The organism is Prevotella sp. E9-3 (assembly GCF_022024015.1).
GTDB lineage: Bacteria > Bacteroidota > Bacteroidia > Bacteroidales > Bacteroidaceae > Prevotella.
Genome location: NZ_CP091786.1, coordinates 2,724,959 through 2,739,841 on the forward strand (window position 1 = coordinate 2,724,959; position 14,883 = coordinate 2,739,841).

Annotated in this window: 14 protein-coding genes; 6 read left to right on the forward strand and 8 right to left on the reverse strand. The window is 45.0% G+C overall.

Annotated elements, in window-relative coordinates:
* The first annotated feature begins 72 nt into the window (after window positions 1-72).
* Window positions 73-642 (forward strand): tetratricopeptide repeat protein, encoded by a 570-nt coding sequence (locus L6475_RS10720; protein ID WP_237819863.1) that lies wholly within the window; start codon window positions 73-75, stop codon window positions 640-642.
* Window positions 643-1,151: 509 nt separating this feature from the next.
* On the opposite strand, the gene L6475_RS10725 is transcribed toward L6475_RS10720, so the two are convergent.
* The 5 genes from L6475_RS10725 to L6475_RS10745 form a co-directional block, all read right to left on the reverse strand.
* Window positions 1,152-1,427, reverse strand: a complete 276-nt coding sequence (locus tag L6475_RS10725) for a Txe/YoeB family addiction module toxin (RefSeq protein WP_237819866.1) — start codon at window positions 1,425-1,427, stop codon at window positions 1,152-1,154.
* The gene (locus L6475_RS10730; RefSeq protein WP_237819869.1) at window positions 1,424-1,678 is read right to left on the reverse strand and encodes a type II toxin-antitoxin system Phd/YefM family antitoxin; all 255 of its coding nucleotides are present in this window, start codon (window positions 1,676-1,678) and stop codon (window positions 1,424-1,426) included. Before L6475_RS10730 ends, L6475_RS10725 begins: the two co-directional genes overlap by 4 nt.
* A 187-nt stretch (window positions 1,679-1,865) precedes the next feature.
* A complete protein-coding gene (locus L6475_RS10735) occupies window positions 1,866-2,357 on the reverse strand; it encodes a hypothetical protein (protein WP_237819871.1) in 492 nt (163 codons plus the stop codon).
* Window positions 2,358-2,482: 125 nt separating this feature from the next.
* Window positions 2,483-4,003 carry a sodium:solute symporter gene (locus L6475_RS10740; protein WP_237819874.1) on the reverse strand — a complete coding sequence of 507 codons (1,521 nt, stop codon included), beginning with the start codon at window positions 4,001-4,003 and terminating at the stop codon, window positions 2,483-2,485.
* A 50-nt stretch (window positions 4,004-4,053) separates the two neighbouring features.
* On the reverse strand, window positions 4,054-5,139 hold the full coding sequence (locus tag L6475_RS10745; protein WP_237819876.1) for an OprO/OprP family phosphate-selective porin: 1,086 nt from the start codon (window positions 5,137-5,139) through the stop codon (window positions 4,054-4,056).
* Between the two features lie 186 nt (window positions 5,140-5,325).
* Between L6475_RS10745 and L6475_RS10750 the strand changes: the two genes are divergently transcribed.
* The gene (locus tag L6475_RS10750; protein ID WP_237819879.1) at window positions 5,326-7,419 is read left to right on the forward strand and encodes a DNA topoisomerase 3; all 2,094 of its coding nucleotides are present in this window, start codon (window positions 5,326-5,328) and stop codon (window positions 7,417-7,419) included.
* Between the two features lie 86 nt (window positions 7,420-7,505).
* Window positions 7,506-9,623, forward strand: coding sequence for an OmpA family protein (locus L6475_RS10755; protein WP_237819881.1), 2,118 nt, complete (start codon window positions 7,506-7,508; stop codon window positions 9,621-9,623).
* Here the strand turns inward: L6475_RS10755 and L6475_RS10760 are convergent.
* Entirely contained in the window at window positions 9,589-9,777 is a 189-nt protein-coding gene (locus tag L6475_RS10760; protein ID WP_237819884.1) for a PspC domain-containing protein, read from the reverse strand. The genes L6475_RS10755 and L6475_RS10760 overlap by 35 nt on opposite strands.
* 69 nt (window positions 9,778-9,846) lie before the next feature.
* Between L6475_RS10760 and L6475_RS10765 the strand changes: the two genes are divergently transcribed.
* Both L6475_RS10765 and L6475_RS10770 read left to right on the forward strand, forming a co-directional pair.
* Window positions 9,847-11,112, forward strand: a complete 1,266-nt coding sequence (locus L6475_RS10765; protein WP_237819886.1) for a hypothetical protein — start codon at window positions 9,847-9,849, stop codon at window positions 11,110-11,112.
* Window positions 11,113-11,186: 74 nt separating this feature from the next.
* Complete coding sequence (locus L6475_RS10770; protein ID WP_237819889.1) at window positions 11,187-12,002, forward strand: thymidylate synthase; 816 nt, start codon at window positions 11,187-11,189, stop codon at window positions 12,000-12,002.
* A 92-nt stretch (window positions 12,003-12,094) separates the two neighbouring features.
* On the opposite strand, the gene L6475_RS10775 is transcribed toward L6475_RS10770, so the two are convergent.
* Both L6475_RS10775 and L6475_RS10780 read right to left on the reverse strand, forming a co-directional pair.
* Window positions 12,095-12,625 carry a hypothetical protein gene (locus L6475_RS10775; RefSeq protein ID WP_237819891.1) on the reverse strand — a complete coding sequence of 177 codons (531 nt, stop codon included), beginning with the start codon at window positions 12,623-12,625 and terminating at the stop codon, window positions 12,095-12,097.
* Between the two features lie 386 nt (window positions 12,626-13,011).
* Window positions 13,012-13,500, reverse strand: coding sequence for a hypothetical protein (locus L6475_RS10780; RefSeq protein ID WP_237819894.1), 489 nt, complete (start codon window positions 13,498-13,500; stop codon window positions 13,012-13,014).
* 193 nt (window positions 13,501-13,693) lie between these two features.
* On the opposite strand from L6475_RS10780, the gene L6475_RS10785 reads away from it, so the two are divergent.
* Window positions 13,694-14,839: a helix-turn-helix domain-containing protein gene (locus L6475_RS10785; RefSeq protein ID WP_237819896.1), complete on the forward strand. Its 1,146-nt coding sequence runs from the start codon at window positions 13,694-13,696 to the stop codon at window positions 14,837-14,839.
* Window positions 14,840-14,883 lie beyond the last annotated feature (44 nt).

Sequence of the window (14,883 nt, forward strand, 5' to 3'; positions counted from 1 at the left end):
ATTAATTTTGTCGGGCATAATTGCATCCGACATAATTACCAATAATTATCTAAAAAAAAAGAATTTAGAACTATGAAGAGACTATTGTTCATGCTAATGGCCGTGATGAGCCTGACAGCAAGTGCACAGAATGCCGACAGGCTCTATGACGAGGGTAAGAAGCTATACGATGCCAAGAACTATACCGAGGCATTCCCCAAACTAAAGGCTGCTGCCGAGAAAGGTCACAAGAAAGCCCAATACCGACTGGGACGCTGCTACGAGAAAGGGCGCGGAACGGCTGAGAACGAAAAATTGGCTTTCCAGTGGTACGAGAAGTCGGCCGCTCAAGGGTATGCCAAGGCTCAGTACGAGCTGGGCGACTGTTATAAAGACGGCGATGGCGTGGCCAAAGACCGCAAGAAAGCTGTCGAACTGTTCAAGAAGGCTGCTGCCCAGGAATATGCAGAAGCAGAATTCGCACTTGGAAAGGCCTACCTGAAAGGAAAAGGCATTACCGCCGATCAGGCCCAGGCCAAGAAATGGCTGAAGCGTGCCGTTAGCAACGAGAAGGGGGGCAGCGAGATTCTTACTGAACTGCGCAAAGAAGCTGCTGATGGCGATGAAGACGCCAAGGCTATTTTAAAATTATTAGGAAAATAGCGAATTTTTATTCGGTTTGTTTTTCGAAAATCAAGACAAATAAAAATCGCAAACTAGAACGGCGAGATTACGACAATTCACTTATTTTGCCTTAAAAATCCCCGTTCTACTGCAACTGAATACATCTTATACTGCAACTGAATACATCCTATACTGCAACTGTTTTTATCCTATACTGCAAGGTAACGTCTATTGTACCATAACGGAATAACAGTTACAGTATAGGATGAATGCAGTTATGGTATAATAGAAGTTCTATTGCAGCCTATATTCAGGAAGTATTATCCCCAAAAAAGCTCCATTTTGAGCTAAAAAAGCATAAACGCTTAATTATCAATATGTTGCGAATTATTCGCAACACGCTCCATAATTCGCGTGTAGAAGTCCAAAGATGGAGTTGGTGATTTTCGTGCGATTCTCACGCGTTTTGACGTAATAAATATGCAGTAAAGAAGTGCATATACATACACGAAACGTAAAGTTCTGTTAATTCACAGACAACAAACCATTTATTTGTCATTGTAATGCCCTTCCACCTCAACTATCAGCACGGTGACGACATCGTCATAGATGTCATAGATGATGCGGTCATGAGCCGTGACGCGACGAGACCAAGTAATATCATTGCCACCCTTTAATGCCTCAGGATGTCCCGTGCCTGTCCGTGGATGTTGTTCCAGTTCTGGAAGAATCTTATATAGTTTCTTGAAGGCATCTGGATTAGATTTCTTCCACTTCTTTATAATTTTCTGAACTTCTGCTGAGTAATCTATACTGTAACTCATAGTTCATCCATCCATTTCTGCGCTGCAGCTGCATTCTCAAAATGCAATGTCTTACCTTCACGAAACTCCTTCCTGGCCTTCTCTATTTTTGCAGCCAATGCAGGAGTGATTGTCAAGTCACCGTCCTCAATAGGAATGATAGCATATGTCTTCCGACTGCCACGACTGATATACACTTTTTCCCCTGCATCCACAAGGTCGAAAGAGCTGGCCATGTTCTTTCTGAAATCTGAGAATGTTAATGATGTCATAATCGTTGCTTTTATTGTTTCAGGGGACAAAGTTAATAATATTTTGTGAAACCACCAAATAAAATGTACTTTCATGTGTACATTTACATATGAACAAGAACCAAAAAAATCTCCAATTCTCTCATTCCTGCCATAAAACTTCAAGAAGATGAGAATTGGAGAATTTTCCTTATCAGTTATTCAGCTTTTACTTACTCTGCTTTGCAGCTACTAAAGTATAGAAAGCCTGTAAAGCCTCATCAGTGCTCTTAACCTTAATCAGTTCAGTCTTTTCGCCAACAGCCTGACCATTTTCATAACGCTGAATCATGTACTTGCCGTTTTCTTTGTAGATATCACCAGAGTAAGGTGCTTCATTGAACTTCATGGTCTTACCGTCAAAGGTAAAGGTCAAAGCCATTGGCTGATCAATATCAGGGTTCCAGCGATCCTTTGCCCTGGCTTTCAGCTCGGTCTTAAGCAGATGTTCCTTGTCAATGAACTGAATAATATCAATGCCCACCTTTTCGGAAGAATTTTCATCAACCAGATACCAAGTACCAACCAATTCATTAATTGTAATCACCTCAGAAGATTGGCCTCCCTTATCAGAATCGTCATCATCATCTCCACAAGCTACAAATGCAAATGATCCCAATACTAAGCCTAAAATAAGGCTCAAAAATTTAAATTTTTTCATATAGTTGTTTGTTTAAAAGTTAGGTTGCTGCAAATATATAGATTATTATTATAGTCACCAAACTTTTATACATATTTTTTAACCAAGTATAAACGTTTTAACGCTTCAACCTAAATACGACCACTTTAGTTATAGCATTCAAAAATACGTTCCACGCTGTCACGATTCATTTTGGGCGTAAACAGACTCACCAACCAGACAATGGGGAAGCCGCCCAACATGGCTATAGCGCCGCAATTGATGGGATTGATAGGATTGCCGAGCAACATGTTGACAACCGTGAGTCCTACACCCCATACGAAGCAGGCCCATACGGAAGCAGTGGTAACGCCACGCCAATAGAGCCCCAACATGAAAGGAGCGAGGAAGGCACCAGCCAAAGCGCCCCACGAGATGCCCATCAGTTGGGCAATGAACGTTGGCGGATTCAAGGCTATCATCAGCGAAATGACGATGAAGAACACGATCAGCACGCGCATCACTACCACTTTGCGGCGCTCCACTTTCTCTGAAACCTCGGCATCAATCTCACTGTCCTTTACTTCGTCGGGCTCGGCTTTCTTATCACGATAAATCAAGTCGAGGGTCATCGTAGAACTGGAGGTGAGCACCAGCGAGGCCAGTGTTGACATGGAAGCCGAGAGCACCAGCAGTACCACCAGTGCAATCAACACATCGGGGAGTGTGACCAACATAGCCGGCACTATAGAATCGTAGGCTATTTTTCCATTGACCACTACCGGATCGTACAGACGACCGAACCCGCCAAGGAAATAACAGCCACCTGCCACGATGAAAGCAAACACGGTAGAGATGATGGTGCCGCGTTTAATGGCACTCTCATCTGTAATAGAATAGAACTTTCCCACCATCTGTGGCAGTCCCATCGTTCCAAGCGATGTGAGCACTACTACGCCAAGCAATCCCCACGGATCGGGGCCAAACCAAGTGGCAAACATACCGCTACCGGGTTCGACAGAACCGTCGGATGGCAGTTCTGCCAATTTAGAAACGGCAACTGTGAGTCCGCCCTGTGCTGCTATCACAGCCATAATCACCGCCACGATACCAAAGAGCATGATGATGCCTTGAATAAAATCGTTCATGGCGGTTGCCTTATAACCTCCCAGAATTACATAGACAGCCGTGAGCAGTGCCATCAGCACTACGCAGTATTCATAGGGAATGCCAAAGCCCATTTCAAACAATGTTGAGATGCCTTTATAGACACCTGCTGTATAGGGAATCAGAAACACGAAAGCAATCACCGAAGCCACCACGCGCAGCCCTTGGTCATCGAAACGTGTTCCAAAGAAGTCGGGCATAGTGCGCGACTCAATATGCTGGGTCATCAGTTTGGTGCGTCTGCCCAACAACAACCAGGCTAATAACGAGCCTATCACGGCATTGCCAATGCCAATCCATGCACTCGACAAGCCATAGCGCCAACCAAACTGGCCGGCATAGCCTACGAAAACGACGGCCGAGAAATAACTTGTACCGAAAGCAAATGCTGTGAGCCACGGACCTACGGAACGTCCACCAAGAACAAATCCGTCCACACTATTGGCTTGTTTGCAGGTATAGACACCCACACCGATCATAACAATCAGAAAAACAATCGTCAGTAATACCTTAATAACCATATTCAGAACTATGAATTATGCATTATGAATTATGAATTATGAACTATGAACTAAAACGCCACCTGCACTTGTGCCTGCAGCCAGTTATAATCCTTGTTACTAATGTTCTCGCCACAAAGACAACGGGTGTACTGCAACTGTAACCGGCATTTTTTGTAGAACCAGTATTGTACTCCCAAAGTCAGATTGGTCTGATCCCATCCCTCTATCTTTGTGTTGCGGTCATAGGTCTCGCCACTGGCCACCACATCGAGGGCATCGACCACTGGCACACAAACCGTTACATATCCGCCTCGGCTCTTCACATCGCCATCTTCACCTCCCAACCATTCGGCACGCAGACTGGCAGGACGGGCATCCTTGTACTGAGCTGCTGAATAAGCGTGTGTTTTGTATTCCACACCGGCACTATAGCGGTTGCGCTTATAGTTATCGCCCGTCTTCACACCGGGGTTCCATGCTGCTTCGCCCACAGCATTGCCTGTTCCCAGATAGCCCGAACCGACAATACGGAAACCGTCAAAGGGGCGCACTTCCAGTTTTGCGATAAAGTCTTTCTGATTGTTGGCATCTTTTCTGTTAATACCCTGTCCACTCATCAGCGCCAGCTCATAATGCAGGAAGTTTTTAAACAAGTCGCCATAAACCATGAGGCCTTGGTCACGACCATAGTTCACGCCATTCAGGGGATCTGGCCCCTCGCCAGCCAGATAGAGCACAGCCTGTGAATAGACATCAATGAGTTCCAACTGTGTGGGCGACAGAGGATTTTCCATCGTATAGGAATGCTTGAACTGTCCGAAGCGCACGGTTAATGCCTTATCATTCGTAACACGATAGTCGGTATAGAACTCCTGAACAACGCTATTGAAATCGTGCATGAACAGAAAAGACCAACGGTCGGTGATTCTGGCCTTGGCCCAAAGAAGGGTACGCTTCAAGTTATATGAATTCACTTTCTGACTATTCACATCCTGATAGGACCAGCCTGCCTGCGCATAGCCATTGAAAGTGACACGACTGCTAAAGTCCTTCATCCAGTCAATTTCCTGCGACGATTGCTGAGCCATACATTCACTGATGCCAGCGAGTGCCATCATCATAGCCAACGAAGTATTCCTAAAGAGTTTATTCATCCTAATAGGTTATTAGTTTTGTGCTTAAAGTTTGTGGTAACGCATGCAAATATACAACTTTAAATGTAATAATATGCACTTATCCTTGTTTTTTTATCATTTTATTCCAAAAATAGAAAGTTTATGCATATTATTTCCGTGATTCGGAGAAAATGCGTACCTTTGTGGCTCAAAAGCCTTAAAACAATGATTGTTTGCATAGCAGAGAAACCCAGTGTAGCGAAAGACATAGCACGCATCATCGGAGCCACGGCTTCACACGATGGATATATGGAAGGAAACGGCTATCAGGTGACGTGGACTTTTGGTCACTTGTGTGAGCTGAAAATGCCGGAAGACTACACCCCGATGTGGAAATCATGGAGCCTGTCGGCTCTTCCCATGATTCCTGCCCGCTTTGGTATTCGCTTGAAGGAGGACCAAGGTATTAAGAAACAGTTTGCCACGATTGAAAAACTGATGTCGGAAGCTGAGAGCATCATCAACTGTGGTGACGCCGGCCAAGAGGGTGAACTGATTCAGCGCTGGGTGATGCAAAAGGCACAGGCTAAGTGTCCGGTAAAGCGTTTGTGGATTTCATCGATGACCGATGAAGCCATTCGTGAAGGCTTTGCCCAACTGAAAGATCAGGATGAGTATCAGACACTTTATCTGGCCGGACTCTCACGTGCTGTTGGCGACTGGCTGCTGGGTATCAACTGTACCCGCCTTTATACTATTAAATATGGTCAGAACCGTCAGGTGCTATCTATCGGACGTGTTCAAACTCCTACCCTTGCACTGATTGTAAACCGTCAGAAAGAGATAGACAATTTCAAACCCGAACCTTATTGGGTGTTGGCCACCGTCTATCGCGACACTACGTTTACGGCAACATCAGGCAAGTTCACATCGAAGGAAGAGGGCGAAAAGGCTTTTGCTACGATAGAAGGGAAGCCATTCGAAGTGACGAAGGTTGAAAAGAAGAACGGCAAGGAAAATCCGCCATCCCTCTACGACCTGACATCACTTCAGGTGGATTGCAACAAGAAATTCGGTTTCTCGGCAGAGATGACGCTGAACGTGATCCAACAACTCTACGAACAGAAACTGGCCACCTACCCACGTGTGGACACCACTTTCCTTCCCGACGACGTTTATCCGAAGTGTCCGCAAATTATGAATGGTCTGTTCCAAGTACGTGTGGCAGGAACTCCGCTATATGCCGACTTAGTAAAGACTCTTGGTGGAAAGCCTTTGCAGAAATCGAAGAAGGTGTTCGACTCCTCAAAAGTCACCGACCACCATGCCATCATTCCCACAGGCGTCGTACCACAGAATCTGCCTGATATTCAGCAGAAAGTGTACGACCTTATTGCACGCCGTTTTATTTCTGTATTCTATCCTGACTGTCAGTTTGCGCAGACCACCGTATTGGGAAAAGTTGACGAGATTGAATTCAAAGTCACTGGTCGCACCATATTGGATCCGGGATGGCGTGCTGTTTATGCCAAAGACGTTCAGAACGATGACGATGAAAAGAAGCCTGACGAAGAAGAACGCACCCTGCCCTCGTTCACCAAGGGTGAAAGTGGTCCTCACGTTCCTACGCTGACAGAGAAAATGACCACCCCACCACCGTATTTCACCGAGGCTACCCTACTGCGTGCGATGGAGACTGCCGGCAAACTGGTTGACGATGAAGAACTGCGTCGTGCCATGAAAGAGAATGGCATCGGGCGACCATCTACACGAGCCGCTATCATCGAGACACTCTTCAAGCGTCACTACATCCGTAAGGATCGTAAGCGTTTGGTAGCCACGCCTACTGGCATAGAGCTCATCGACCTGATTCATGAAGAACTATTGAAAAGTGCAGAGCTAACAGGTATCTGGGAGAAGAAGCTACGCGATATTGAAGCAAAGAAATATGATGCCCAGGCATTCATAGAGGAACTGAAGCAGCAGGTTTCTGAGATTGTTCGTGAGGTGATTACGGATCCCACCAATCGCCGTATCACGGTAGTTGAAGAACCGAAAAAAGCAACTTCCAAACCTAGCAGCGATTCTTCTGCCGAGGGCGAGCAGAAAGCAGAGAAGCCCAAGAAGAAACGAGCCACAAAGAAGAAGGGCGACATCCAGCAAAAGGCTGTTGAGGCTGCCGAGGCAGTACGTGACGAACTCGTAGGAAAGCCCTGTCCCCTCTGCGGAGAAGGTCATATTATCAAAGGAAAAACGGCTTACGGATGCTCCCGATGGAAAGAAGGATGCACATGGAGACAACCTTTCGCTGCGGAATAACAACTCATTAAGAATCTTCCTAACAGAATTACCACTTTTCGCTATAAAGACAATAAAAGTCTGCCATACATCGTTATTTAATACGTATGCGCAGACTTTTCACCATATTATATATATGTATCATTGCCGTTCTACTAACCGCTTGCGGTGCCGATACGGCAATGAAGAAGGGCGATAAATTCTTTGCCCTTGGCGAATACTATGATGCCGCTGGGCAATATAAAAAGGCCTATACACAGACACGGGCAAAGGACAAACCACTCCGCGGACAACGGGCATTGAAAATGGCCGACTGCTATCGCCGTATTAACTACACGCAGAAAGCGATAGCCGCTTACAACAATGCTGTGCGCTACAAACAAGCGGATTCAACAAGCATTTTCTATTTGGGCAAGCTGCAACTGAAGAACGGCAATTACAAAGATGCTGAAAAGACTTTCACACTGCTGCTCGACTCGATGCCCAACAACCCTTTAGTGAAGAATGGATTGGAGTCGGCACGCATGGCGCCGAAATGGAAAGCTGATGCTGCTCTCTCCGGATATGAAATAAAAAAACAAGAATTGTTTAACTCTCGCCGAGCAGAATTCTCACCCATGCTGGCAGGCGAAGACTATGACCAGTTGTACTTCACCTCTACGCGCAATCAGGCTGTTGGCGATGAACTGAGTGGTATCACAGGTACCAAGCCAAGCGATATCTTTGTGGCCTACAAAGACGAGAAAGGCAACTGGCAGAAGCCGGAAGTAATGGAGAGTGAACTGAACACGGAACAGGACGAGGGCGTAAGTTGCGTAACACCCGATGGCAAGACGATGTACCTCACCGTTTGTAAGTCTGACCCAAGCTATCCCCGTTACGCCAAAATAGCGACCAGCACACGCAGTGACGCTTCGTGGGGAAAGGCGCAGGAGTTTGAGATAACAAAAGACACGCTCTCGCTCTTTGCCCATCCTGCCGTTTCACCCGATGGCATGTGGCTCTACTTTGTCAGCGATATGCCTGGCGGTTTGGGAGGACTGGACATCTGGCGTGCCCAGCTTACTACCTCTGGAATTGGTGCTTTGGAGAATCTTGGCACCCCCATCAACACACCTGGCAATGAGATGTTCCCCACGTTTCGTCCCAACGGCGATCTCTATTTTTCGTCTGACGGACACCCCGGAATGGGAGGACTGGATATTTATATTGCAAAACCCAACGAAGAACCCTCGCCCAACCCCTCCGAGGAGGGGAGTTTGGCTACTTCCTATGGAGGGTCTGCTCCCCTCCTCGGAGGGGTCGGGGGAGGGTTATACACTCTTGAGCACCCCGGTTTCCCATTGAACTCTCAAGGAGACGACTTTGGCATGACATTCGAAGGACTGCACAACCGTGGCTTTTTCTCATCGAACCGTGGCGATGCGCGCGGATGGGATCACATCTACTCGTTTGAGAAACATGAGATAGTGCAAACGGTGAAAGGATGGGTATATGAACAAGACGGCTACGAACTGCCGGAAGCGCTTGTCTATATGGTGGGAAATGATGGAACGAACCAGAAACTAAGTGTAAAAGGCGATGGCTCGTTCACACAGGAGATTCATCCTGGAGTTGACTATGTTTTCCTGGGTACTTGTAGAGGATTCCTGAACCACAAAGAGCAGCTGAAGGTAGATACCGTCAAAGAATCTCAAGAGTACGTACTACAGTTTCCCTTGGCTTCGATTACTGCTCCTGTACTCATCGACAACATCTTCTATGATTTCGATAAGGCCACACTACGCCCAGAATCGACAGAAGCGCTTGACAAACTCATAGCCCTTTTGGAAGAAAACCCGAATGTGACCATTGAGCTTTCGGCACATACAGACTATCGTGGTTCGGCTGCCTACAACCAACGACTGTCGCAACGACGTGCTGAAAGTGTAGTCAACTATCTCACAGAACATGGCATTGCAGCCGACCGTCTGTCGCCAATGGGCTATGGCAAAGAGAAGCCAAAGACCATCAAGAGGAAACTGACCGAAAAATATCCATGGTTGGCAGAGGGTGATGTGCTCACTGAAGAGTTCATCACCGCCCTAAAGGATGAAGAGAAGCAGGAAATATGCAACCAGCTCAACCGCCGAACTGAATTCGTAGTGCTTCGCACCACTTATGGATTGTTCGACAAGCCTGCTGAGGAGACTACTTCTTCTCAGGCATCAGAAGCAAAAGAATAACATAGACGATAACACCACTGAATGCGGTAAAGAAAGTCAGTAGTGCATAAGCAATGCGTACGATGGTGACATCAAGGTCAAAATAATCTGCTAAACCAGCACACACGCCGCCAAGTAAGCGATCTTTCGAAGAACGGCATAATTTCTTTTCCATTTTAATATCGTTTATTTGTTGATTATTTGTTGCAAAGGTGCACATTTTTTTTTAATTTTGCAAACGAATATGCAATTACCTGACAATTTTATTCATCTTATTCGTCCCGTTTTCGGTGAGGAACGCTTCGAGCACTTTCTCAAAGCGCTTGACGAGGAGTGTCCGGTAAGCATTAGAGTAAACCCGAGATTAGTTCATGGGGCACAGGGCACAGGGCATAGTTCTGAAATGCAGTCCAACTCTGAACTATGCACTGTGAACTATGAACTTCCCAACGTTCCCTGGTGTCCTAACGGCTGGTACCTCCCCACCCGTCCCAATTTTACTTTCGATCCCTTATTGCATGCAGGCTGCTACTATGTGCAGGAAGCATCGTCAATGTTTCTTGATGAAGTACTGCGCCAACACCTTCCCAACCGTCCTTTAATGGCTCTTGACCTATGCGCTGCACCAGGAGGAAAATCGACACTGATGCGCTCAGCCTTACCAGAAGGCAGTATTCTTTACAGTAACGAGCCTAACAGGAAACGAGCAAGCATCCTCTTAGAGAATGTTGAGAAGTGGGGGTACGAAAAACATTACGTTACTAATCTCTATCCTAAAGACTATCGGAAGTCGAAAACGAAATTCGACATTATCCTGTGCGATGTGCCTTGCTCTGGCGAAGGTATGTTCCGCAAAGATCCTGACAGCATCAACGAATGGAGCTTACAGAATGTGGAACACTGTTGGCAACTACAACGGGAGATTGTGAATGACGCCTGGCAGTGTCTCGACGATGGCGGTCTATTAATATATAGTACCTGTACTTATAATATTAAGGAGGACGAAGAGAACGTACGCTGGATAAAGGATGAACTGGGAGTAGAGATACTCACTGTAGAGGTGAAGGCTGAATGGGGCATTACGGGTTCACTGCTGAAAGGATTCAACGAGCCGGTTTATCGGTTTATTCCTGGTTTTACCCAAGGCGAAGGTCTGTTCATGGCAGTAATGAAGAAGCTCGGTAGTGAGACTACAAAGGTACGGAAGTGCGTGTCGAGTTCTGTTCTTGAAAAGTCTATTCTCGAGTCTCCATTACCCCACGCCTCTGAATCTTCGAAAGTAGAACTCACCTACCCACAGGCTATTTCCTACCTTCGCGGCGAGGCACTTGTTCTTCCCCCCGACACACCTCGGGGCATAGTCACCGTTACGTTCATGGGACAGTCGCTCGGACCTGTAAAGAATATTGGAAATCGTGCCAACAATCTCTATCCAAAGGAATGGCGCATCAAAAGCACGCACGTGCCAAATGCGTACGAGCCAATTGTCTTACTTCATCATACTGAATAGTAGTAGAACTAGTGAGACTAGAAAAACTAGCACCCCAACGTCCCTCAAGAAGAAACAACAACAAATAAAAAAACATGAAACAATATTTAGAGTTACTGGACCGCATATTGCGCGAAGGCGTGGAAAAGGGCGACCGTACAGGTACAGGCACACTAAGCGTGTTCGGCCATCAGATGCGGTTCAACCTGGAGGAAGGATTTCCTCTACTTACCACCAAGAAACTGCACCTGAAAAGTATCATCTATGAGCTTTTATGGTTCCTGCAGGGCAACACCAACGTACACTGGCTACAAGAACATGGTGTGAGAATATGGAACGAATGGGCCGATGAGCAAGGTGAACTCGGTCCTGTCTATGGACACCAATGGCGTTCATGGCCCGACTATGATGGCGGTTCCATCGACCAGATAAAGATTATCCTCGACCAGTTGAAGAACAATCCGAACTCACGTAGAATGCTGGTATCAGCATGGAATGTAGCAGAAGTAAACAAGATGGCCCTACCTCCCTGCCACACGATGTTTCAGTTCTACGTAGCCCCACCTCGTGAGGAAGGCGACAAGCCCCGTCTCTCACTACAATTGTATCAACGCAGTGCCGACACTTTCCTCGGTGTTCCTTTCAACATTGCGTCTTACGCATTGCTGTGCATGATGGTGGCTCAGGTTTGCGATATGAAACCAGGCGACTTTATCCACACTACAGGCGACACTCACTTGTATTTGAACCATCTTGAACAAGCCCGTTTGCAGCTGACACGTACCCCACGTCCACTGCCCAAGATGCGCATCAATCCAGATGTGAAAGACTTGTTCTCGTTCAAGTATGAGGATTTCCAATTAGAGGACTACGATCCTTGGCCACATATCAAGGCCGAGGTAAGCGTGTAAATAAGAAAACTCGTACCGTTTCTTATAGAAAACAAGAGTGCCATTAGCTTTGGCACTCTTGTTTTTTAATCCGAATTTGGAAAGGGAAATGATTATTGAGCCTTGTAGAAAGGACCTTCCTCAGTCCATCCCTGACGACCATCCTGAATGTAGTAGCGTTTTAGGAACATACCAATATCACCTTTTTCGGGATACATGATTTCAGCCTCATCAGTACCAAGTTCATCGGCATCCAGATCATGTCTTACACCAGAACCGCCATCATACCAAGTCCCCTTAGTCCAGTTCATCACCAGTTTCAAATTAGTTACTGTAAAGGTACCTTCCTTACTTTTCTCTTCCATCAAGACTCGGTTGTCATCTATATAATCATAAAAGCGTTCATAATACTTACATTGGCCATTGTCCTGGAACACATAGCCAGCAGCATGGTGCCCTTCATCAACAGGCTGTCCAGGCTCTCCCCAAATCCAAGTTCCTACAATACGATCATTTATAACAACAGTCGGTTCACCTGATTTGCCATTGTTATCATTAGAATCGTCATCATCACCGCAAGCCACAAAAGCCAGCGAACCTAATACTAAGCCTGCCAAGAGGCTGAAAAACTGAATCTTTTTCATTTCTGTTACTATTAGAAGATTAAACTTTACTGAATAATTACTCTTTGTACAGAGTTTTTAAATAATACGCTTTCTTACCATACGCGAAAATAAGTCATATTAAACGGTGTAAAGTTAAACCTTTTATTACATGCCATCGATTTCATATTCGCAGAAATATCTTTCATATTCACAGAAAAACGTGTCATTATTCATTATTACAAAGATATTCTCATTATTTTCAGCAAATCGGCTAATAAAAGCAACCTAAAACCAATAAAATACCAAAAATAAAAAGGGCGCGCTCGCTGACGACTCAGCTGGCGCGCCTTCACATAATAAGATCAGTAGTCTGTTGAAAAAGGTATTTATATTAAAGGTCAATATTTCGTCAAGAAAGATTTCTATCACTTTTTGTAAAACGGTCCTTCTTCGGACCAACCTTGAGGGCCTTCATGCGTTGGGAAATAACGCTTTAAGTACATCCCCCGAGTTTCCTGTTTTGGATACATTATTATAATTTCGTCTATATCATTAACATTTTCTTCATATCTTCCACTAACTGCATCATAATAGGACACGTGGTTCCATGTGATAACCAGTTTGATACCATTCACAGTATAAGCACCTGTTTCATTCAGTTCGTAATCAAGCTTTTGCGTACCTGGCACTAAAAACCGTTCATAATGAACAACTTTTCCATTGGCCTCGAACACATAACCTGCCGCACAATCAGTTTCTGTTTCTTGTATCTCAGAGCGCTCTCCAATCCAAGTACCAATTATACGATCACTCACATCTATATTATTATCATCGTCGTGACTACAAGCCATTAAAGCCTGTGAGCCTACAACAAAGCCCATTAAGAGGCTTATCAATTTACCTCTCTTTTTCATAGTAGAATAATTTTAGTAATAGTTTGTCGTTTGCAAAGATACAAATAAAAATGTGAAAACTTGTTTATATTTTCGCATTTTTGTCGTTCAAAATCACAATTTTTTCATTCAAATTCACAATTTAGGCTTTCATAATCGTAAAATGGTCATAAAATAGTCAACATTCTCACTAAAATGCCTTACATTTGCAAATATGAAAGCGATTATATTTACAGTAATGCCAATGTTCGTATGCCTGTTTTGGACAGTCATGCTGACAATCTCTTTACGTGAACGTTTCAACAAGGCTCGCGCCCATCTGCTCGTATTCATGATTGTAGCGAGCATACTTTATTGGGGACATTATATATTTTTCAACCATGACAAAGCGTTGGTTCCACTGGCAGACACGCTCTATTCCGTCGCCAACCTGTCGGTTTATCCACTCTACTACCTATATATATGTTCACTCACCAAACGTGATTATACCATTCATCTGCAATGGATGTGGCTAACACCAGCCATTTTTAGTGGTATTATAATTGGTTCGTTGTATCTCATGATGGATGCCACTCAAACCGAGCGATTTATAGAAAACTATCTTTATCGCAATCATTTTGAAGGTATTTCCAACTTGGAAGAGATACAAGCCATCACCCACTCATTGTGTAAATTCATCTTTGCTTTACAGATTATTCCTGTATTTGTATTTGGCTGGCACCACATAAAGAAGTTTAATGAAACAGTAGCAAACACCTATGCCGATACAGAAAATAAGGTGTTAACTCCGCTCCACTCACTGCTCATTTTCTTTGCTGTAACCTCAATAGCCTCGTTTGTGTGCAACCTCATAGGCCGTTACCGTTTTGCCGATTCTATCATACTGCTGGCTATTCCATCCATACTATTCTCTATATTACTTTTCGCCCTTGGGTATGTGGGCTACAAGCAAGAATTCTCTATCACTGACATTGAAAAAGATGAGGTAGAGGCCGATGAATCAATGGTTGAGCAAGCCAATATGCAGGAATTGCGCCAACGCATTGAACAACTCATGCATGACGAACAGTTATTCCGCCAGCACAACATGAAGATTATCGATTTAGTTCATCGCTTAGGCACCAATCGCAATTACATCTATCGTGCCATCAATCTTGACATGGGTATTTCATTCACAGAATATGTCAACCGCATGCGCATCGACTATGCCATCGAGCTCATCAACCAGCAGCCCACTCGCCTACTCTCTGAAATAGGTGAAGAAGCCGGTTTCAGTAGTCCCACGTCATTCTATCGCAATTTCAAACTATACAAAGGCATCAGTCCCAAGGAATACCAACAGAACGTTAATCTTCCCTAACAGAACATTCAATACCACGTTTTTTTCGTAATTTTGTGGCACTG

Excerpts from the sequence above, each read along its gene's own strand:
- L6475_RS10720 (WP_237819863.1), top strand. The coding sequence starts at position 73 with ATGAAGAGACTATTGTTCATGCTAATGGCCGTGATGAGCCTGACAGCA.
- L6475_RS10725 (WP_237819866.1), bottom strand. The coding sequence starts at position 1,427 with ATGAGTTACAGTATAGATTACTCAGCAGAAGTTCAGAAAATTATAAAG.
- L6475_RS10730 (WP_237819869.1), bottom strand. The coding sequence starts at position 1,678 with ATGACATCATTAACATTCTCAGATTTCAGAAAGAACATGGCCAGCTCT.
- L6475_RS10735 (WP_237819871.1), bottom strand. The coding sequence starts at position 2,357 with ATGAAAAAATTTAAATTTTTGAGCCTTATTTTAGGCTTAGTATTGGGA.
- L6475_RS10740 (WP_237819874.1), bottom strand. The coding sequence starts at position 4,003 with ATGGTTATTAAGGTATTACTGACGATTGTTTTTCTGATTGTTATGATC.
- L6475_RS10745 (WP_237819876.1), bottom strand. The coding sequence starts at position 5,139 with ATGAATAAACTCTTTAGGAATACTTCGTTGGCTATGATGATGGCACTC.
- L6475_RS10750 (WP_237819879.1), top strand. The coding sequence starts at position 5,326 with ATGATTGTTTGCATAGCAGAGAAACCCAGTGTAGCGAAAGACATAGCA.
- L6475_RS10755 (WP_237819881.1), top strand. The coding sequence starts at position 7,506 with ATGCGCAGACTTTTCACCATATTATATATATGTATCATTGCCGTTCTA.
- L6475_RS10760 (WP_237819884.1), bottom strand. The coding sequence starts at position 9,777 with ATGGAAAAGAAATTATGCCGTTCTTCGAAAGATCGCTTACTTGGCGGC.
- L6475_RS10765 (WP_237819886.1), top strand. The coding sequence starts at position 9,847 with ATGCAATTACCTGACAATTTTATTCATCTTATTCGTCCCGTTTTCGGT.
- L6475_RS10770 (WP_237819889.1), top strand. The coding sequence starts at position 11,187 with ATGAAACAATATTTAGAGTTACTGGACCGCATATTGCGCGAAGGCGTG.
- L6475_RS10775 (WP_237819891.1), bottom strand. The coding sequence starts at position 12,625 with ATGAAAAAGATTCAGTTTTTCAGCCTCTTGGCAGGCTTAGTATTAGGT.
- L6475_RS10780 (WP_237819894.1), bottom strand. The coding sequence starts at position 13,500 with ATGAAAAAGAGAGGTAAATTGATAAGCCTCTTAATGGGCTTTGTTGTA.
- L6475_RS10785 (WP_237819896.1), top strand. The coding sequence starts at position 13,694 with ATGAAAGCGATTATATTTACAGTAATGCCAATGTTCGTATGCCTGTTT.